The organism is Nitrospiria bacterium (assembly GCA_036397255.1).
Classification (GTDB): domain Bacteria; phylum Nitrospirota; class Nitrospiria; order DASWJH01; family DASWJH01; genus DASWJH01.
In genome coordinates this window covers 13,716-33,265 of the sequence record DASWJH010000073.1, presented here as the reverse complement: position 1 = coordinate 33,265, position 19,550 = coordinate 13,716, and the positions used below count along the sequence as shown (strand labels likewise).

Here is a 19,550-nt window from a genome sequence, read left to right as displayed (position 1 = left end):
CGGGTCACCCAAAAAAAAACCTTAATAAAAAGGAAAGACTATGAGCTTTAAAGCCAACCAGAAAGTTTTGGTGATCGATGTTGAGTCCACTGGATTAGATCCGACCAAGCATTCCTGTATCGAAATTGGGGCGGTTTTAATGGATGAAGAATTAAATTTGGTTGATGAATATTCCTCCTTAATTGCTCCCTTACCTGGTACAGAAATGAACGCAGACTCCATGGCGGTCAATAAAATCAGTATGGAAGAGCTAAAAACTGCTCCCGATTTTAAAATCGTAATTGAGGAGTTTCATAAACGATTTTGTGAGGGAGGTTCAATTCCTACTATTTTAGGTTGGAATGTGTGGTTTGATGTAGCCTTTTTACGAGGGTTATATGAAAAAATGGGCAAGCCATGGCCCTTCGGTCACCGTTTTCTTGATTTGCAATCCGTGGCTCAATTTTTTTCAGGGTTCCAAGGGGTATCTCTTGAGAAACTAGTGGATTCTTTACTCAAGGAAAAGCCAACCCACCGGGCCATTGATGATACACGGCATACGGCAAAGGTATTTAAAATATTTGCAGAAAAGTATCTAACCTCCACTTCCCCCTCGCTTTAAAGCTTTTCTTTTTTTGTAGGGAGAAATTGACCTCATAGTAGAGGGTGGGGATCACCAATAAAGTTAAAAGCGCGGACGCGAAAACCCCGAATAAAAGGGAAATGGCCAGACCCTGAAATATAGGGTCCAAAATAATCACAGAGACTCCCACCATCAAAGCAGGTGCAGTGAGTAGAATTGGCAGGGTCCGTACCCCCCTGCACGGTTTTTTTTGTGAAGGCACCTGAATTTTTTTCTGCCAATAAAAAATCCCTATAATAATATAGGATTCCCCACGACGAATTCCTTTTTATAGTTGGTCAATAACGGTTTTGAGTTTTTGCTGGACCTGCTGAGCAATTGGCCTCAAGTTTGGGTTATCGATGGCCTGCATCGAGGCAATGGGGTCAATGGCGGAAACCTCAACGGAACCGTCTTCTCTTTCTTGAAGGATCACATTGCAGGGTAGCATGGTACCGATTTTATCTTCCGCCTGAAGGGCCTGGTAAGCAAACGTTGGATTGCAAGCACCGAGGATTATGTATTTTTGAAAGTCTACATTTAATTTCTTTTTAAGTGTTTCCTTAACGTCGATTTCGGTTAATACCCCGAAACCTTCTTTACTGAGATCTTCCTTTACTTTTTTGGTCGCTTGGTCAAATGAAATGTTTAAAGTTTTACTAAAATAATATCCCATTGTTTTCCTCCAATCAAAATTGCTTTAAATTTTCGGTCTGTTATTCCAGCATACCGGTTTTTCGTTATAGGGCCATCATTGGGCACCCTTTCTTAAATGCGGATCAAATTAAATTTAACCCGACCCAACCGATCAGAAAAAACCAGTAGGGTTTGTGGAAAAAAACCAATGTTAGTCTTACGCCACAAATGTCCCCGCGATGAATCTTATCCAATCAGTTAGGGTCATTGCAATCCCCTCCTTTCTTTATTTTTAGATCCACAATAATTGAAAAGGATTTAAGAAAAAAAATAGAATAAAAATCTCATTAAAACCGATGTTTAGAAACGGGGCTTGACCTTAAAGCAAGGTTGATTTATTCTCACTTTTTGTTACCCATGACTGCCATACCCCAAACTAAATTGAGTGCTTTAAGAAGGTGGAAATCTCATGGGAAGTGAACCCTGTGTAGTGAGAGAAAATCCTCGGGCCATAAATGAGGAAATTGAGAAAGCCACCAAGGCACTAGATTTTTGCGAAATTCAAAGGGTTTATTGGGAACAGGAAGAGTGCATCATTATTCAACCAATTTTTCTCCCGGCTGTTATTGAGAAATTCCTCCTCCCAGAATTAAATCAGCTTCGCCGGTTTGTTCACCAAAACTATATTCCAAAACATAAAAAGGGGGGAAATGTGAGTTATTTTGTCATGAAGGAAAAAGCCCCTGCATTTATGGCTCTTTATCGAAATCCTGTTTTTTTGGATTTCTTGTCTCGCCTGGTCCAGGCACCGGTAATGGTTTGTCCAGAAAATGATCCTCACGCTTGTGCGCTTTATTTTTTTACAGAGCCGGGGGATCACATTGGATTCCACTATGATATCCCCTATTACAAAGGGGCTCGTTATACCGTTTTAGTGGGTTTGGTCCAAAACTCGGATAATTGCCGCCTGGTTTGTGAGCTTTACAAAGCAGCTCCTCATCGGGAAACCCTAACCCTTGATACCCCAACACCTCCGGTCCCCGGGATTCACCAAAGAGAAATTGCGGAGAGTCCCCACGTTTATTAAAGTTTTCTCCAAGAAATCCACACCATTCATCCCTTCTTTTGAAAAAAACAAAAATTTGTTGCTTTTTCATCTTTTTTCAGAAACGAGGAAAAAAATTTCCTATTTTCTGGAAAAAATTTCTTGAAGATAAAGCGTCGAAAAACCACCCTAAATAGGTGGGCCATAAAAATTTTAGAATATTCATTAGGTTATGGGTTTCCTCCTCTAAATTTCCCCCTTTAGGTTTTTAAATTGCAATCTATAAATAATAAATGATTCACATTTACCGAAATTTAAATCGGGTCCTTTTAGGAAAAATATGTTTCGTAAATTAATTTTTTTCAGCCTTTTTCTTTTTTTCTTTATTCCCCATTTTTCTCACCCTCAAATGAATCATGTCTTGGAATTCTCAGAACCTGCCCTCTATGACCCTGAAATTGCAACTCATGTCAGATTTGAACAACAGGTGATGGCGGTATGGTTTGATGAGGAAGCCACTCCTTCTGGTATTTATGGAATTCGATTGGATGGTTTTGGAGACCCCTTAGTTGAGGAGTTCCTCATTCAACCCATGCCCGGTTCCCTTTCCGTAACACCTGCCATGGTCTTTGATGGAACACATTTTTTTATGGTTTGGGAGGATGGTGTAAAAGGGGAAACAAAAAATAAAATTAAAGGGCTTTGGATGACTCAAGATGGGGAGAAAGAAGGGCCGGAGATTGTAATAAATGATGCCGCATCCATGAAGAGGGAAGTTCACCTTGCACAGGATGGGAAAAACGCTCTAGTGACCTGGGCCGATGATCGACATTCCCGATTTGATATGACCCAATCCCAAGGTATATCCATTTATGGGCAGCTGGTGAGTTTAGATGGTTTTTTGGTGGAAGAGGAACTCTCCATCGCCACTGGCATTTTTAACCAAACCGCTCCATCCATTACCTTTAATGGTTATGCATTTTTATTGGTTTGGAAGCGCGCCCACATTCAAGAATGTGGGTCAGCCATCATGGCAAAAATCATTTTTCGTTCCGGGAGTATGCCTTCTTCGGGTTTTCCCATTAGCCAAACCACATCGTGTAATTATGTCCTTGATCAACCCTCCGTATCAGCTGATGAAGACCGGTTTCTGGTGGTTTGGGGAAAATACAAGGGGAGAAAAGAGTTTCAGGTTTTTGGTCAGATCGTAGGTACCATGGGGGAGGTCATTGGAGACACTATTTTGATGTCCAAACCCAGGCTTCATCAATTAATTATTCCCTCGAATGGTTTTGATGAAACAGCGAATAAAGGCCGGAACCACCATTTTTAAGGAAATCAATTTCCACGCGAAATGGACCCCGGTTTTTTTAAAGGGGAGAGGCTTTTAATCACCTTTTTAGCATGGCGTCTAAAATCCCAATCTTTTCATTTACCCGTTTCCGTTTAAACTGAGAAAAACCACCCGCTTTAAGCCATTGGGTCACTTCATCCCAGGTGTAACACCGCCCGGTTTCAGTAAAAAGAAACATCATCAAGGCGAAAGAGGAGACATCGGGAGGGCGGGTTTGATTTTTATCGAGAAAATATTCTACGATGATGAATCTCCCCCCAGGTGAAAGGGCTTTTTTTACCTTTTTCAGGATGATTTGGTTTTGGGAAAGGCCGTAAATGTGAATTACATTAGAGAAAAAAATTACATCGTAGGGGCCACCATATGAATCCCTAAAAAGATCTCCTCCAATCACACTGATCTTTTTTGAAAGGCCCTCTTTTTTAGCTTCCATGAGAGCCACTTTGACCGCGGCTGGCCTGTCGAAAATGGTGGCATGCAACCCGGGGTTTTTTCTGGCGAAAGCAAAAGCGTAAGAACCCGCTCCCCCGCCAAGATCCATAAGGGTCTTTGCCTTTCCCAGGTGAATATGGCGAACCAGTTGGGGGGTGACATAGAAACTTCGCTCGTGCAGGGCCTTGGCAAAACGCGTTCGAAATTCAGGATCATCTTGCGTGTCGATGTTATCCGTGGGACGACCTTTTTGAATGGCCAGGGTAAGGTTCATCCAATCTTCCCAATGTTGGCCGGCCAACCAAAGAAAGTTGGTAATGGATTTAGGGCTGGTGGCATCAAGATATCTTTTGCTAATGGGGGTATTTCGAAACCGGTTTCCGTTTTTTGTTAATAGTCCCATTCCAGCAAGTGCATTGAGAAGGAATTCCATTCCTTCTGAAGAGGTACGGGTTTTTCGGGAAATTTCCTTGCCTGTTACCGATCTTTTTCCAATGTGGGTGAAGACATTCAATTCCACACCGGTGACCAGTGTGCGGGAATTGGCATAAGCATCTGCAATTTGAATCAAGTCTTCATAGGAACGAATCATGAGAAATCTTTTTATCAATTCAGAGGGTTTAGGTCAATCTTTTTTTCCATTACCTTCATCACCGGGTTGACCCCAGCCATTTCTTTGGTTTATGCTACCAGACTATGGAAAAACAAATACCCAATCCTTTTGGAAAACTTCAATACGGTAGCCTAATAAAAATTTCCGATCACTGTTACATGTTCCGAAATGTGGTGAATTCCGGAATTATCATTACAGAGGAAGGGGTGGCCATCGTGGATACCCAAATCAATGCTCCCATGGCGAGACGGGTCCTGAAAGCCATTCGAACCATTACCCCCGCACCGATCCGTTATGTGATCAATACCCATTACCATTGGGACCATTGGGCCGGGAATGATGTTTTCAAGGAGGCCGGTGCGGAAATAATTTCAAGCGAGCTCACAAAGTATTTCATGGAACGAAGAAACACACGCCAACGTGCCTTTCTTCGGTCGAGAGGTTTTTCCATCCCTGAAAATGACCCTGCTTTGCCGGACACCACATTCAATGGAGAATTGATGTTAACCCTGGGGTCTGTGCCCATTCAACTTCTCTTTTTGGGAAGTGCTGAAACGGATGATGCCACAGCGGTTTATTTGCCAACCGAGCATTGTATGGTCAGTGGGGATACCCTTATGACCGGAAGTTTTCCGATTTTGGGACAACCAGTTATGGGAGAGGGGTTATCCGATGACCGGTCCTGGATTAAGGCTTTAAATAAAATGAAAGCCCTTTCACCAGAAAAAATTATTCCTGGTCACGGGCCCTTGGGGGGAATTCCGGAAATCGATTTTTTTATTGACCTTCAGAACTATTTTATTAATTCAGTGGTTCCCATGGTGGAGCAAGGAATATCGTTGGAAGAGATGATCCAGAAGGTGGAAGCAGCTCTTCCGGAAAAATATGGTTCCTTGCCTCAGGTCTGGGGAACTCCTCGTTATGCGGTTTTACGCATTGTTCGAAACATGACCGGCTGGCAGGAATTAAAACCCTCTGCCATCCCACAGGTGGACCCGGATGTGTTGGGAATTCCGCTCAGGGAGATCAACAACCAGCCTGAATCTTTTATACGTGCGGCTGAGTTCTTTGAAAAAGAAAATAAAATTGATTTGGCCGTGGGAATCATTAATGAGGGCTGTGAACGCTTCCCTAAAGAACCATCTCTCTGGGTTACCCGGGGAAAGGTGCTCATTAAAGGGTCCCGAGTCGCCGGGTCGGTTTTAGAGCGGGCGGATTTCTTTTTTGAAGTATGCCGTTCCGCAGAAAAAGCGTTAAATTTAGATCCTAACTATGCCCCTGCTTTAATTTTATATGGCTCTTACCATGCCATGGGAGCTTTTCGAAATGGTGACGACCCAACGGAAGCGATGAATCTTCTGGAACAAGTCTTAAAACAACCTTTGGAACCCGCGGATGAAGCCAAGGCTCAATTTTACCTAGGAATTTGCTACCGGGCATTGGAGCGGGAAGAAGAAGCCGTTCCCCGTTTTCAACGGGCATTGGAACTTGATCCTGGTTATGCACCCGCTCGGATGGCTATGATGGGAGACGGAGAGATGCTTCGGGTTCCGGAGAGAATTACCGCAAAAGCCCCCAAACCTTTTTAATCCCCCCCCAACTTTTTTGCCATTCTTTGAAGTTGGTTTTTCCTGGAGGCCCCATTTTTCTTTTTTAGGTGGAAGGATATTCCTTAATTTTTTACTTTTGAGGACTGAAGGAGATAGGTTTTAATAAATTGGGTAATTTCTCCATCCATAACCGCATTGACATTTCCTACATCAAGGTTCGTCCGATGGTCTTTGACCATTTGGTAGGGTTGAAAAACATAGGATCGAATTTGGTTTCCCCACCCAATTTCCTTTTTTTCACTGGTCAACTGATTTAGCTCTTCCTCTTTCTTTTGTTGTTCCAGCTCAAATAGACGGGCTTTGAGGACCTTCATGGCCATAGATTTGTTTTTATGCTGGGAGCGCTCTTTTTGGCATTGAACCACAGTCCCCGTGGGAAGATGGGTGATCCTCACTGCCGAGGAGGTTTTGTTCACGTGCTGTCCCCCCGCGCTGCTGGCCCGGTAGGTGTCAATCCGGAGTTCTTTTTCATCAATGACGACTTCAATGTCATCAGAGACCTCGGGAAAAATAAAAACCGAAGCAAAGGAGGTATGACGGCGTTTGTTGGCATCGAATGGAGAAATCCTTACCAGTCGATGAACCCCTCCCTCTGCTCTGAGGTAACCATAGGCATATTCGCCGTTAACGGAAAAAGTTGCACTTTTAATTCCGGCCTCATCTCCAGGCTGAAGATCGATCATTTCCACCGAATAACCGTTTCGCTCCGCCCAACGGAGGTACATCCGTAAAAGCATTTGGGCCCAATCTTGGGACTCTGTTCCTCCGGCACCAGGATGAATGGCCACAATGGCGTTTTTGATATCCCTCTCACCCGAAAGAAGGATTTCTACCTCTAAGCGGTCGATCTGTTCTTGAAAATGCGTTAACCCCTGTTTGAGCTCTCCTTCCAGGGATTGCCCTCCCTCTTCATTGGAAAGCTCAAAAAGTAGAGTTAAATTTTCCTTTTGTTGGTCCAGGTCTTCCCAACGTTTTAATTCTTTTTCAAGGTGGGTTTTGTTTTTCAGGAGGCTTTGGGCCTTTTGAGCATTATCCCAAAAACCCTCCGCAACCATGGAGGTTTCAATTTGGTTAATTTGTTTTTTTATAGAAGCGGGGTCAAAGATACCCCCTTAGCTGATCCAATTTTTTCAAAAGTCCTTCAAATTTTTCCTGGGTTTCTTCCAACATGGAGTTTTCCTTTCTTTTTAATTTCAAGGTAAATGCTTGGAATAATGATGGAAAAAGACATTATAACACAGACCCAGGCAAAGATATCACCAAATTGGGTGTAAAAAGTCTTTTCATGATTTAGAAAAAGGGTTTCTCGAAGTGTGGTCCGTTCAAAAAGATTGGTTTTTTTTAAAATTCTTCCCCGAGAATCAATGAAACCTGAGATCCCCGTATTGGCCGCCCGGGCAAAAGAAACACGGTTCTCAATGGCTCGAAATACCACCATAGAGAAATGCTGATAGGGAGCGGAGGAGTATCCAAACCAGGCATCATTGGTGATGGTGGTCATCATTTGGGCCCCGTGATTAACAAATTTTCTGACCAGCTCTGGAAAAATCACTTCAAAACAGATCACCACACCAAATTTGGCTTTTGGGAGGTCCATGACCAGTGGGGTTTTTCCGGGGATAAAATTTCCGATCCCTTCTACCATTTTGTTGACAAATGAGAGAAGGGAGGAAAGAGGGACATATTCACCAAAAGGCACCAAATGCATTTTGTCATACCGGCTTTTTATTTGACCTTCGGGGGAAATCAAATAAGCGCTATTGAGAAGAACAGGTGCTGAATTTTCAAGAAGAGTGAGGGATGGGCTTCCAAAAAGTAGGGGGGTGGATTGGGCATGGGCGAACTGTAAAATCCTTTTTTGGTACTCAAGATTTTGATTAAAGAGAAAAGGAGTTGCCGCTTCAGGCCAGACCACTAAATCAATGCCCTTTTGCGTTTCCCTTTCGGTAAGGGTTAGGTAGGTGTTAAGGGTTTCCTCCTGAAATCTCCTATCCCATTTTATATCCTGTCCAATATTTCCCTGGATGAGGGCGAGGTTTATAAATGATTTTTTTTCTTCAGTCTGGGAAATTTTTGAATGACCGTAAAAAAGTGTGATTAAAAGAGCGATTAAAGTAAAAGCGGAAGAAGCCCATGGAATAGTTTTTCCTGACTTATTCTCTTTTCTCAGGAAAAAGAAGCAAACCCATTCGTAGAAAAAGACATTGACCAATACGATCAAGAAGGAAATGCCATAAACGCTTGTGGTATCTGCAATTTGGATGACCCAAAGCGATTGATATTGTGAATAACCCAACAATACCCATGGAAAACCCGTGAAAAAGTGGCCCCTCCCATATTCCAACATGGTCCAAAAAAGCGGGGCACTTATAAATAATGGGATGTTTTTTGAAGTGGAAGCCCAATGGGCCAGAAACGAAAAGGTAGCCACGTAAAGGGAAAGGTAAAAAACTAAAAGAAACATTAACAAAACACTGAGCACCCAAGGAAGCTTCCCGTATTGCACCATTGTATTGGTGACCCAGGAAATGGTTCCAAGAAAATAGAGTGTTCCTGAAATTCCCCCCAGCCAAAAAGCAGTTTTTGGAGTGACATTCCGGATGGCGAAAAATAAGGGGATGAGACAAAACCAAGCAAGAAAAGGAAACTCAAAAGAGGGAAAACAAAGGAAAAAAAGAATTCCGGAGGAAATAGAGGGGATTAAAAAATGGGCCAGGTTTTTTCTGGTTACCGATTCAATCAAAGGCTCCATCCGGGTGCGTTGGGATCGTCTGATTTTAAAAAAGCACGAATATAGCGTTTTAAAGCTTAAATTTCAAGGATTTAATTGGTTTTAAAGTGGAAAAGGATTTCCCTGTTTCCTTTTTAAAAAAAGACTGAAATTCCTATTTCTAGAAAACCTTTTCAATCCTTAAAAAGGACACCCTTCCTAAATATTAAGAAACCGTGAAATTTATATTGAAACTTTCCAATATTTTCAGTACTATGCAATTTCTTTTTAAAAAATACCTTTTTTGCCTCCAAATGGCATTAAAAGTGCTTTTATAAACAAAGGAATTACTTTTAATAAATTTTGCCATGAAATCCTGAAATTGGCATGCTTGGCCCGGGACCAGAAGTAAAAAGAAGAGGAAAATATCCGTTGAAACGGTTTAAACAGATCCTAACCTTGTTGGTTGTTTCCCTTTTTATAGGGGTTTTTGGGTGTGGGGGGGATGATGAGGGAGGCGGGGGTGGGGCAAGAGGTTCAATATCAGGGACCGTAACCAAAGGAGCGGTGGATAATGGTTTGGTCAATGCTTTGAATATTGCACCCGATGGCCAAAGAGGACCTACCCCGATTGTTCAAGGTCTAACCGACTCCAGCGGAAATTATTTCTTGTCGATTGGGGGTGCCACCGGTCTGATGGAATTGAATTTGAACAGTGGAAATTTTGTAGATGAAGTGACGGGTTCCCTTTTGGACCTTGCAGGGCGAAATCCTCTGAGAACCTGTATTGACCCCCTAAATTCCGGAGAAACCAGATCCAATGTGGCCATTACTCCCTATACCACCTTAGGATGCATTTTAGCCGATTTTAAAATTTTAGATGGCAATTCTGCCTCCTCCGCCATTGCCTCCGCCAATCAGGAAATGAGCAGTCAACATATTCAGGTCTCCGGTGTGAATTTGATCAACCTTAATATAACCAACATAATCCCCAATGTGTCTTTATCCAATCCCATTGATTTTACGGATCCATCAACACAATACGGTTTAATTATCCTGGGTCTGTCGCAACAGGCGTTTGATATTGGTTCTGCCAATCCCGGATTTAGCAATTTTACGGTATTGGATTTGCTGGAGGCCCTTGAGCTGGATATTACGGATGGAAATTTTGACGGGCAGGTTTATGGTTCCTCAATAGAGTTGGTGAGTGGAAGCGGGGTGAATTTATCCCCTGATGCCTTAAAGGCAGACTTAACTAATTCCATCACTAACTTTCTGAGTTCAAACGTTCTTAATCCTCTTCCCTCAACCACCACCACGACAACTACATTAGTCCCAACCACGACTTTAGGATCCACTTCCACCACCACGACAATATCAGGTTCCACAACAACCACTTCTGCGACAACCACCTCACCCACCACTTCAACTACTTCTGCAACAACCACCTTGCCCACTACTTCAACCACGATGACATCGACCACCACCTCAACCACCACCACGACGACATCGACCACCACCTCAACCACTACCACGACGACATCGACCACCACCTCAACCACTACCACGACGACATCGACCACCACCTCAACCACCACCACGACGACATCGACCACCACCTCAACCACCACCACGACAACATCGACTACCACCTCAACCACCACCACGACGACATCGACCACCACCTCAACCACCACCACGACGACATCGACCACCACCTCAACCACCACCACAACCACAACGACTACCACTTCTACAACAAGCACAACTTAACTTTTGATAAAAGGGATAAGAAAAACTCTCCCCGGAAACCTTGGGTATGGAGAGATTCTTTTTAATTTAAGTTTTTTATTTGGAGGGGGCCCTTTTGGGAACCCTTTTTTTAAGGAAAACCAATACCTGGCTTATTTGAGGGGTGGGGTGGGGAGGTTTTCTTTTTTGGGGTGGTGATCAACTCCAATATATGCCTCGACAAATCGGATTATTCGTTTTTCATCAAATTCCGGAAGTTCATCGATTTTTCCCCACGCGGTGAGGGCAATCAGAGGTTTCATATCCGTGTAGGGGGCTAAAACAATGCGATTATATTTTTTTGCGATTTTGGTTAATTTTGAGACCAATTCATCGCAATTATTACAATTGTACTGGATGATGACCCCTCCATCTTCTAGATTGTGTACCTGTAATTCTTTTGGAATAGGGCTGGAATGAATACCCCATCTTGCGACAAAACCCACATGCCAACCCGATGTGGGAGGATTGCTGTTATATGGATCATGGGGAGCCCCTATGGAAGCAATGTGCTCATTCCCCTGGGAAGGAATTGACCTTCCGGGACCTTCAACGGATTCAGCACCGATACTTTTGGATATACTGGTTATTAAAAACAAAAAAATTAAAAGGCTAATTCTAAAAATACAGTGACCCTTAAACATCCATACCTCCTTTTCGAATGAAAACAAGTGCTCTTTATGGAATTTGGATTTCTACCATAAGAAGGTCCATAATGTAAAGGGACAGATAGCAGATGTGTAATTTTTGTTGGTGGGGAGAAATGACATATCTCCTTGACAAATCAGTAGAAAATACTATAATGAAAATTAAATTCTGATACCTTCTCTTCATTTTTTCCAATTTTAAATGGCTCACCCTCAGTGGCAGTTTTTAAGGACTTTATTCGCCGGCAATAATGACTTTAAATTGCACAGGTGCATTCTTTTTGTGTGAAGAATTTCATCGTTATTTTTGGGTAAGGAAGGAACTATGGGAATAAGAGGAGGTTTTAAACCCGGGAAAGGTTTTTTTGTTTTTTCCCATTTCATTTTATTGACCCTTTTCTCCTTCATAGTCGCTGATTTAATTGGGTTTTTTATTGGAGAAAAACTTGTTGTTCACTCCAAAATAAAGGATAATTCCCTGGCTTCCCCTTCCCAAATTCGTAAACCTTTCCAACAGTATTCCCAAGCTATTTTGGAGGGAAATATCTTCAGTCGGGAACTTCGGGGGAAAAAAGACACTGAGATTGCCTCTATTCCTGATAACCCGCCCGAAATAGAATTGACCCCTCTTAATATTCGTTTAATTGGGACTGTAGTAGGGTGGGATTCCGCAAAAAGTTTTGCTGTGATTCAGGATGAAAAAACAAAGAACCAGGAATTATACCGAATCAATGACATGGTGGTGGAAGGGGCGAAGCTGGTTTACGTTGATCGAGAAAAGGCCACCCTTTTAAGAGGAGGAAGAGAGGAATTACTCCTTCTATTTGAGGAAGAGCTCGAGGAAGGTTCATCCCAAATGGAAAATGCAAAATTAGAGGAAGGAGAAAACACGGGTATCCGAACCGTTGCCCCCAACAATTGGGTGTTAGATAAACGGGAGGTCTCACAGGCCTTTGAAAATCTCCCCCAACTTTTAACAAAAGCCAGGATTATTCCCAATTTTACCCAGGGTAAGGCCAACGGCTTCAGAATTATTTCAATCGTGCCCAATAGCATCTATGAAAGAATTGGATTAAAAAACGGTGATATTCTGCAGAGAATCAATGGAATCGATATCAAGGATCCCCAGAGTTTTTTAAAGATTTTTCAACAACTCAAAGATGAGACAAGTATTTCTTTGGATTTGGTTCGAAATAACATAAAAACTTCTTTTGATTACGAAATTCGTTAATTATGAGGAATCGCAAACAAACGAGTATTCCTGACTTTCTATGCCAAAAGGCATTTTTCCATAAACCCCATAAACGGTATTTTTTTCAAAATTTTATTTTTAGGAAATGTTTTCTGTTTTTAGGTCTTCCTTTTTTTCTTTATTTTAATTTTTTAATTCCAATCTATTTACATGCCCAGGGGGAGAAAATCTCTGGTAAAGAGACTATTCCCCTTGCCAGCAAGATCATAAAAGTAGAGGCCATAGCGGATCAGAATGGGGTTAAAGTCCTTATTGAAGGGAATGGTGAATTGAGACAGAAATCGTTCATGATTGATAATAATAGATTGGTGGTAGATTTGTTGGGTACTTCAAGCCAATTGGAATCCCACATCCTGCCGGGGGCAGAGCCCGTACTCAAAAAAATTCGAATTGGAGAACACGTTAGCCCTAATAAGGTTCGGGTTGTTTTGGATTTATCCGAATCGGTTCCCTTCAAGGTGATAGAAAAAGGAAAAATCATTTCGGTTTTTTTGGCCCCTGAATCCTTCAGCGAAGGGCCCTCTTTCCCATCATCAACATTGCTCAAAACCTCACAAGATCGGGTAAAAGAACAGGTTTCATCATCTGAGGGAATCGAAAAGGTCCCGTTTGGGAAAGCGACAATTGTAAAGGAAACGATGGGTGCGGACAACACTAAACAAAAAACTGAATCGTTAAACCAAGAGGGCATGAAAAAAGGGGAACCTATCTTGGTAGCCTCCCAAATTCCAAAAGTTGAAAATTCACAAACCCCTAATGGTTCAGGGGAGACCCCCGGAAAAGAATTTGGAAAAAAAGTTCCGGTGTTGGCAAAACCATCATCCGACAAAGACCCTAAACTCATCACCATGGATTTTAATAATGTGGATTTGCCGGTTTTAGTGAAATTTATAAGTGAGCTGACTGGAAAAAATTTTATGATAGATGAAAAAGTTAGAGGACGGGTGACCATTTTTTCCCCGAAAAAATTAAACCCAGAGGAGGCTTATGGGGTTTTCCTTTCCGTTTTGGATTTGAAAGGGCTCGCAGCCCTTCCGGTGGGAGAGGTAATTCAGATTGTTCCGAAAAATCAACTTCCCGAAACAAAGGATATCAATGTTTACTTTTTAGAGAACTCCAATGCAGAAGATATGGCCAAGTTATTGGCCGGACTGGTTGCCCGTTCAGGTGGGACAGCCCGTGCACAAGCGGTGTCCAAAGCCACTGGAGATGATTCCACAGGTATAGAGGGGCCGGTTCAAATTCTTCCTGATAAGTCAACCAATGCTCTAATCATCACCTCCTCTCCCGAAGATTTTGAGCGGATTAAAAAGGTGATTCAGCAATTGGATGTACGGCGTCGGCAGGTTTACGTGGAGGCGGTGATCCTGGAAATCGGGTTGGATACGCTTCGCGAAATCGGTGTTGAGGCCCAGGTTCCCATTAAAACCGATAGTAACAACGAACTCAGTGGTGTGTTACAGCCTGCTGGGGGAACCAATTTTGGGGGTATCAGTACCCTGGCCACTCAGGGTCCTGTTGGGTTAACCGGTTTAGCAGTCGGAATTATCAAGGGAACTTTTGAATTTCAGGGGAATAAATTTTTAAATATTGGGGCTCTTCTTCGTGCGTTGCAGTCCGATTCTGATGTCAATATTCTTTCAACCCCCCAACTTCTAACCAGTGATAATCAGAAGGCAGAAATTGTGGTAGGACAAAATATTCCCATTACCACTGGGCAAAGCCAAACCACTGGGGGAAATACCGTTACCGCCATTGAGCGGATGGATGTGGGCATTACACTTCGTCTGGTTCCACAAATAATGGAAAACAACCTCGTCAAGTTGGATGTTTTTCAGGAAATATCCACCGTTACGGATACCCCTCAATCTGTTCAGGATCTTTTTGTGGGACCGACGACCAATAAGCGGTCCACCAATACGACAGTAATTGTGGAGGACAAACAAACCGCTGTTTTAGGGGGGTTAATAAGGGATGACCTTATTAAAAGCGAACGAAAAGTCCCCTTTTTAGGGGATATTCCCATTTTGGGATGGTTGTTTAAATTTCAATCCAAACGGGTGGAAAAAAGGAATCTTCTCATATTTTTAACCCCCTATATTGTCAGGAATGGGGGGGAATTGGATCTGGTGACTGCCAGAAAAACCCAAGAGATGGCAGAATTTTTACAGGAAAATCAGGTGGAAATAAGAAAGAGAAGATTGGAATTCCTTGAAAAGGGAATTCACCCTCCTGGAAACCCAGAGGTGATTCGGTAGGAACAAACTCTGCAAAGAAGTTTTATGTCTCGCCAAAGGCCATGGCCCATCTCTTTTGCTCTCAGTCCCCCGGCTTTAGTGATATTTTTTTACAGGGTGCTCCACCTTCTACTTAACCCTGGATTCCCACCTTGGCCTTTGGAGGGATGAAATGGTGGTAATTCTATTACCGGTCTGAAAAAGAAGCCCAAGAGGAACTTAAACCTATGAGACGGAAACCTATTGGAGAAATCCTCCGGGAAAAATTTTTCTTAACCCCTGAACAGTTGGAGGAGGGGTTAAAAATCCAAAAAGAGAAGGGAGGAAGAATTGGGGAAATTTTAGTTCGTCTCAAATTCGTCAAAATGGACCAGGTCTTGGAAAGTTTGGCCGTTCAAATGAGCATTCCTTTTCTTCCCGAAATTCATATTTCTGATATTGATCCAGCCTTGGCTGTTCGCATTCCCCTGGGCTTTGCAAAAAAAAACGGTCTTCTCCCCTTAAAATCTGAGGGAGGAAAAGTGTGGGTGGCCACTTCCAACCCCTTAAATGTGACCACATTGGATGATATTCGCCTTCTTCTTCAATCCCCCATTCAGGTAGCGGTAGCACCTGGAAAAACCATTCTGGATCGTATCAATGAGGTTTATGATCGTCCCTCCGATACCGCGGAGCAGGTTGTGGAAGATCTTTCCGGAGAGCGCCTGGATTTAGTTGCCAGTTCTCTTGAGGAACCGGTTGATCTTTTGGAGGCAACCGATGAAGCCCCCATCATTCGGTTGGTCAACTCCCTTTTATTTCAAGGCGTGAAAGATAGAGCCAGTGATATTCATGTGGAACCCTTTGAAAGAGATTTGCTCATCCGTTTTAGAATTGACGGAGTTCTCTATAATATCCTCTCCCCTCCCAAGCACGCGCAAGCCAGTATTGTATCTCGAATAAAAATTATGGCGGGAATGAATATTGCGGAGAAACGGCTTCCACAGGATGGCCGAATCGGGGTTCGGATCGCGGGGAAGGAAGTGGATATCCGGGTTTCGGCCATCCCTACCGCCCATGGGGAACGGGTGGTCATGAGGTTGTTGGATAAAAGCAACCTTTTGTTAAACCTTGGGGAAATCGGCCTATCCTCTTCCGATTTAGGGTTATTGGAACAAATCATTCAATTGACCCATGGCATCCTTTTGGTGACGGGTCCGACGGGCAGTGGAAAAACCACCACCCTGTATGCCGCATTAAGTAAAATTAACTCTCCGGATAAAAATATCATTACGGTTGAGGACCCCATTGAATACCAGTTAAAAGGAATTGGGCAAATGCAGGTAAACTCAAAAATTCAACTCACATTTGCCAGCGGGTTGCGGTCTATTTTGCGACAGGATCCCGATGTGATCATGGTGGGGGAAATTCGGGATTCCGAAACAGCAGAAATTGCCATTCATGCCTCGCTCACTGGGCATTTGGTCTTCTCCACCCTTCATACCAATGATTCCTCAGGAGCCATTACCCGTTTGATTGATATGGGCATTGAGCCCTTTTTGGTTTCCTCTTCAGTGGTTGCGATTATTGCGCAACGATTGGTTCGCATTATCTGTTTCCACTGCAGGCAACCTTACCTGCCGTCTGAGGAAGAGAAACAGAAATTAGGAATCTTAACTGGAGATTCTAAAAAGAATATTTACCGTGCGGTTGGATGCGAAAAGTGCATGAATACCGGTTATCACGGCCGGATCGGCATTTATGAAATAATGCGTTTGGACGATGAAATTCGAAATCTTGTGTTGAGCTGTACCGATTCTTCAACCATCAAACAAAGGGCGATTCAGAAAGGAATGCGAACTCTTCGGGAAGATGGGGCTCGAAAGGTTTTAGAAGGGTTGACCACCACTGAGGAAGTGTTACGTGTTACCCAGCAGGAGATCCGTTAAATTCTATGGCGGTTTTTGAATATAAAGGGTTGACGACAGAAGGAAAAGATACCTCTGGGATTATCGATGCCGATAGTTCCAAAACGGCCCGGGCCAAATTGAAGCGATCCGGAATTTTCCCGGTTTCGGTTTTGGAAGGAAAGCGGCCCACCCGTTCCGTTTTCCCTGTTTCTACGGTTAGCCGAGGATTATCTCAAATCCTGACCGAGCGGATTCGGCATCAAGATGTTGCGATTATGACAAGACAATTGGCCACGTTGATTGGGGCAGGTCTTCCTTTGATGGAGTCTTTAAATGCATTGGTGGATCAGTTGGAGCGGGGGGGATTAAAACGGGTGGTGGCGGGGGTTAGGGAAATGGTAAAGGAAGGAGGTCCTCTTGCGGATGCTTTGGGCCAGTATCCAAGGGTTTTTTCGGAGCTTTACATCAATATGGTTCGGTCGGGTGAGGCCAGTGGCACGTTGGACTTAATGCTTTTGCGTTTATCGGATTTTCTTGAGAAGCAAATTCAATTGAGGAATAAAATCATGGCAACCATGGCCTATCCCCTTATCATGATGGCCATTGGGGCTATTATTCTTTTTATGTTGATTACTTTTGTTGTTCCTCAAGTTACGTCCGTTTTTGAAGAAATGAAACAGGTCTTGCCATTGCCCACACAGATCCTTTTGGGTGTGAGCCATTTTCTTCAAAATTATTGGTGGCTTCTTCTGTTAATGGCTGGGGTCAGCGTTTTTGGGTTGAGACGATGGGTTCGCACTCCGAAGGGACGTAAACAATTCGATCGCTGGATCTTAAAAATGCCTTTTTTAGGCTCCTTGTTTAAACGGGTTTCCATCTCCCGTTTTACCACAACCCTGAGCACTCTCCTTGGAAGTGGCATTCCCCTTCTTCGTTCTTTGGAAATTGTAAAAGAAGTTGTCAATAATTCGGTTTTATCGGAAGCCATCAACGCAGCCCGGGAAAATATAAGAGAAGGGGAAAGTATTGCCGAGCCCCTAAAAAGAAGCGGGGTTTTCCCCCCCTTGGTGACCCATATGATTGCGGTTGGGGAAAAAAGTGGTGAGCTTGAAAAGGTTCTCCTTAAGGTTTCCGAAGCCTATGATCATGAAGTCGAAACCATTGCAACCACATTGACCTCTCTGCTAACCCCGGTCATGATCCTTCTAATGGGGGGAGTGGTTCTTTTTATCGTTGTTTCTATCTTGTTGCCAATTTTTGAAATGAGTCAAGTGATTCGCTAATTTTTGTGGGAATTACAAAAAGGAGGTGATCCATTGGTATGAAACAGAAAAAATTAGATCAATCGGGGTTTACCCTCATTGAAATCATGGTGGTTGTCGTAATTCTGGCTGTATTGGTTGCATTGGTTGCACCCAAAATTGTGGGCCGGACAGATGACGCCCGAAGGACGGCTGCAAAAGTTCAAATGCGAAATATTGAGGGTGCGTTACAGCTATTTAAAATGGATAACGGGTTTTACCCTTCTACCGATCAAGGGCTTGAATCGCTGGTGAACAAACCCAGTGTTGGCGAGATTCCAAGAAATTGGAGTGAACATGGATATATTTCCAAAATTCCAAAGGATCCATGGGGAAGCGATTATTCCTATTTAAGTCCTGGAACCCATGGGGAATTTGATCTTATGTCCTATGGGGCAGACCATGAACAGGGTGGCGAAGGGAAAAATGCAGATGTCGAAAATTGGAATATTGATGATGCGGGCTAAACTTTACCGGTTTTTGGTTTAAATCAATGTGGGATCCAAAACAGCAAAATAAGATTCGATGGGGAGCCTCTTTTTTTTTATTCCCGATGAAAGGAGAGAAAGGGTTCTCCCTTCTTGAGTTGATGGTGGTTCTATTGGTGATGGGTATGGTTTTGGCTTTCACGTTTCCCAAATTCCAAAACCTTCTTGGAGGGGATATAAAAAGTGTTTCCAGAAAAATGGTTGGAACCATTCAATATCTCTACGATGAATCCTCCATACAACGAAAAGTTATCCGATTGAATTTTGATTTAAACGAGCAAAAATACTGGGCCTCTGTTCTTCAGGAAGCCAATGGTATTTCCCGGTTGGAGGTTCCCTTTCTTCCCGAAAGGGACTTACCCCGGGGCGTGAGATTAGAGGATGTGGTGGTCCTTCATGATGGTAAGGTGACTCAAGGGGAAACGTTTACGGAGTTCTATCCCATTGGCGGAGTTGAAAAAACAACCATACACCTTCAGGACAGCAGGGGTGAGAAAATTACATTAAAAATAAACCCTCTTACTGGGAAGGTTCATGTTCAAAAAGGTTATTTTGATTTTTTTGAAAGTTAAATCCCAAAAAGGATTTACGCTGATAGAAGTTATGGTCGCTTTGGGGATATTGGCCACCGCCTTGGTTGTTCTTTTAGGGCTCCGCAATCGAGATAGTGCTTTACACCAGTACTCAGGCGAGCTCTTGGAGGCCACACTTCTGGTCAAGGAGAAAATGGCCGATCAGGAATTGTCCGGATTCCCGGAATTGGGTGAATACCGGGGGAATTTTGGTGAAGAAAAATCCCGTTTCTCTTGGAAGGAAAATGTGATCCCAACTCCCTTTGATTCGGTTCGAGAAGTCCGTGTGACGGTTTCCTGGGATAGGGGAAACCGGAAGGAAAATGTGGGACTGACCTCATATTTTTTTAAAAAAGAATAAAACTGAAAACC

At 43.2% G+C, this 19,550-nt stretch carries 17 protein-coding genes; 12 read left to right on the top strand and 5 right to left on the bottom strand.

Annotated elements, in window-relative coordinates:
• The first annotated feature begins 40 nt into the window (after positions 1 to 40).
• Complete coding sequence (locus tag VGB26_09465; protein ID HEX9758015.1) at positions 41 to 601, top strand: 3'-5' exonuclease; 561 nt, start codon at positions 41 to 43, stop codon at positions 599 to 601.
• Positions 602 to 890: 289 nt separating this feature from the next.
• Here VGB26_09465 and VGB26_09460 read toward each other — a convergent pair whose 3' ends face one another.
• Positions 891 to 1,277 carry a DUF302 domain-containing protein gene (locus VGB26_09460; protein ID HEX9758014.1) on the bottom strand — a complete coding sequence of 129 codons (387 nt, stop codon included), beginning with the start codon at positions 1,275 to 1,277 and terminating at the stop codon, positions 891 to 893.
• 429 nt (positions 1,278 to 1,706) lie between these two features.
• Between VGB26_09460 and VGB26_09455 the strand changes: the two genes are divergently transcribed.
• A complete protein-coding gene (locus VGB26_09455; GenBank protein ID HEX9758013.1) occupies positions 1,707 to 2,324 on the top strand; it encodes a 2OG-Fe(II) oxygenase in 618 nt (205 codons plus the stop codon).
• 298 nt (positions 2,325 to 2,622) lie between these two features.
• Positions 2,623 to 3,615 (top strand): hypothetical protein, encoded by a 993-nt coding sequence (locus VGB26_09450; GenBank protein HEX9758012.1) that lies wholly within the window; start codon positions 2,623 to 2,625, stop codon positions 3,613 to 3,615.
• Between the two features lie 58 nt (positions 3,616 to 3,673).
• On the opposite strand, the gene VGB26_09445 is transcribed toward VGB26_09450, so the two are convergent.
• Positions 3,674 to 4,660, bottom strand: coding sequence for a methyltransferase (locus VGB26_09445; GenBank protein HEX9758011.1), 987 nt, complete (start codon positions 4,658 to 4,660; stop codon positions 3,674 to 3,676).
• 104 nt (positions 4,661 to 4,764) lie between these two features.
• Between VGB26_09445 and VGB26_09440 the strand changes: the two genes are divergently transcribed.
• A complete protein-coding gene (locus tag VGB26_09440) occupies positions 4,765 to 6,270 on the top strand; it encodes an MBL fold metallo-hydrolase (protein ID HEX9758010.1) in 1,506 nt (501 codons plus the stop codon).
• An 83-nt stretch (positions 6,271 to 6,353) separates the two neighbouring features.
• Here the strand turns inward: VGB26_09440 and prfB are convergent.
• Positions 6,354 to 7,461, bottom strand: a protein-coding gene (gene prfB / locus VGB26_09435; GenBank protein HEX9758009.1) for a peptide chain release factor 2 whose coding sequence is annotated in 2 segments (ribosomal slippage) — positions 6,354 to 7,394 and positions 7,396 to 7,461 — 1,107 coding nt in all. Because the reading frame shifts where the segments join, the coding sequence is not laid out codon by codon here.
• On the bottom strand, positions 7,433 to 9,034 hold the full coding sequence (gene lnt, locus VGB26_09430; GenBank protein HEX9758008.1) for an apolipoprotein N-acyltransferase: 1,602 nt from the start codon (positions 9,032 to 9,034) through the stop codon (positions 7,433 to 7,435). Before lnt ends, prfB begins: the two co-directional genes overlap by 29 nt.
• A gap of 399 nt (positions 9,035 to 9,433) precedes the next feature.
• Here lnt and VGB26_09425 point away from each other — a divergent pair, with 399 nt between their 5' ends.
• Positions 9,434 to 10,774: a hypothetical protein gene (locus tag VGB26_09425; protein ID HEX9758007.1), complete on the top strand. Its 1,341-nt coding sequence runs from the start codon at positions 9,434 to 9,436 to the stop codon at positions 10,772 to 10,774.
• Between the two features lie 131 nt (positions 10,775 to 10,905).
• Here the strand turns inward: VGB26_09425 and VGB26_09420 are convergent, their stop codons facing one another.
• Positions 10,906 to 11,436, bottom strand: coding sequence for a DUF3105 domain-containing protein (locus VGB26_09420; GenBank protein HEX9758006.1), 531 nt, complete (start codon positions 11,434 to 11,436; stop codon positions 10,906 to 10,908).
• 328 nt (positions 11,437 to 11,764) lie between these two features.
• Here VGB26_09420 and gspC point away from each other — a divergent pair, with 328 nt between their 5' ends.
• The 7 genes from gspC (at position 11,765) to VGB26_09385 (ending at position 19,539) form a co-directional block, all read left to right on the top strand.
• Entirely contained in the window at positions 11,765 to 12,670 is a 906-nt protein-coding gene (gene gspC, locus VGB26_09415) for a type II secretion system protein GspC (GenBank protein ID HEX9758005.1), read from the top strand.
• 2 nt (positions 12,671 to 12,672) lie between these two features.
• A complete protein-coding gene (locus tag VGB26_09410) occupies positions 12,673 to 14,949 on the top strand; it encodes a secretin N-terminal domain-containing protein (protein ID HEX9758004.1) in 2,277 nt (758 codons plus the stop codon).
• Between the two features lie 206 nt (positions 14,950 to 15,155).
• Positions 15,156 to 16,856, top strand: a complete 1,701-nt coding sequence (gspE, locus tag VGB26_09405; protein HEX9758003.1) for a type II secretion system ATPase GspE — start codon at positions 15,156 to 15,158, stop codon at positions 16,854 to 16,856.
• 5 nt (positions 16,857 to 16,861) lie between these two features.
• Positions 16,862 to 18,100 carry a type II secretion system inner membrane protein GspF gene (gene gspF, locus VGB26_09400; protein HEX9758002.1) on the top strand — a complete coding sequence of 413 codons (1,239 nt, stop codon included), beginning with the start codon at positions 16,862 to 16,864 and terminating at the stop codon, positions 18,098 to 18,100.
• A gap of 38 nt (positions 18,101 to 18,138) precedes the next feature.
• On the top strand, positions 18,139 to 18,585 hold the full coding sequence (gene gspG / locus VGB26_09395; GenBank protein ID HEX9758001.1) for a type II secretion system major pseudopilin GspG: 447 nt from the start codon (positions 18,139 to 18,141) through the stop codon (positions 18,583 to 18,585).
• Positions 18,586 to 18,611: 26 nt separating this feature from the next.
• Complete coding sequence (locus tag VGB26_09390) at positions 18,612 to 19,178, top strand: prepilin-type N-terminal cleavage/methylation domain-containing protein (GenBank protein HEX9758000.1); 567 nt, start codon at positions 18,612 to 18,614, stop codon at positions 19,176 to 19,178.
• A complete protein-coding gene (locus VGB26_09385; GenBank protein ID HEX9757999.1) occupies positions 19,168 to 19,539 on the top strand; it encodes a prepilin-type N-terminal cleavage/methylation domain-containing protein in 372 nt (123 codons plus the stop codon). Before VGB26_09390 ends, VGB26_09385 begins: the two co-directional genes overlap by 11 nt.
• The last annotated feature ends 11 nt before the right edge of the window (positions 19,540 to 19,550 follow it).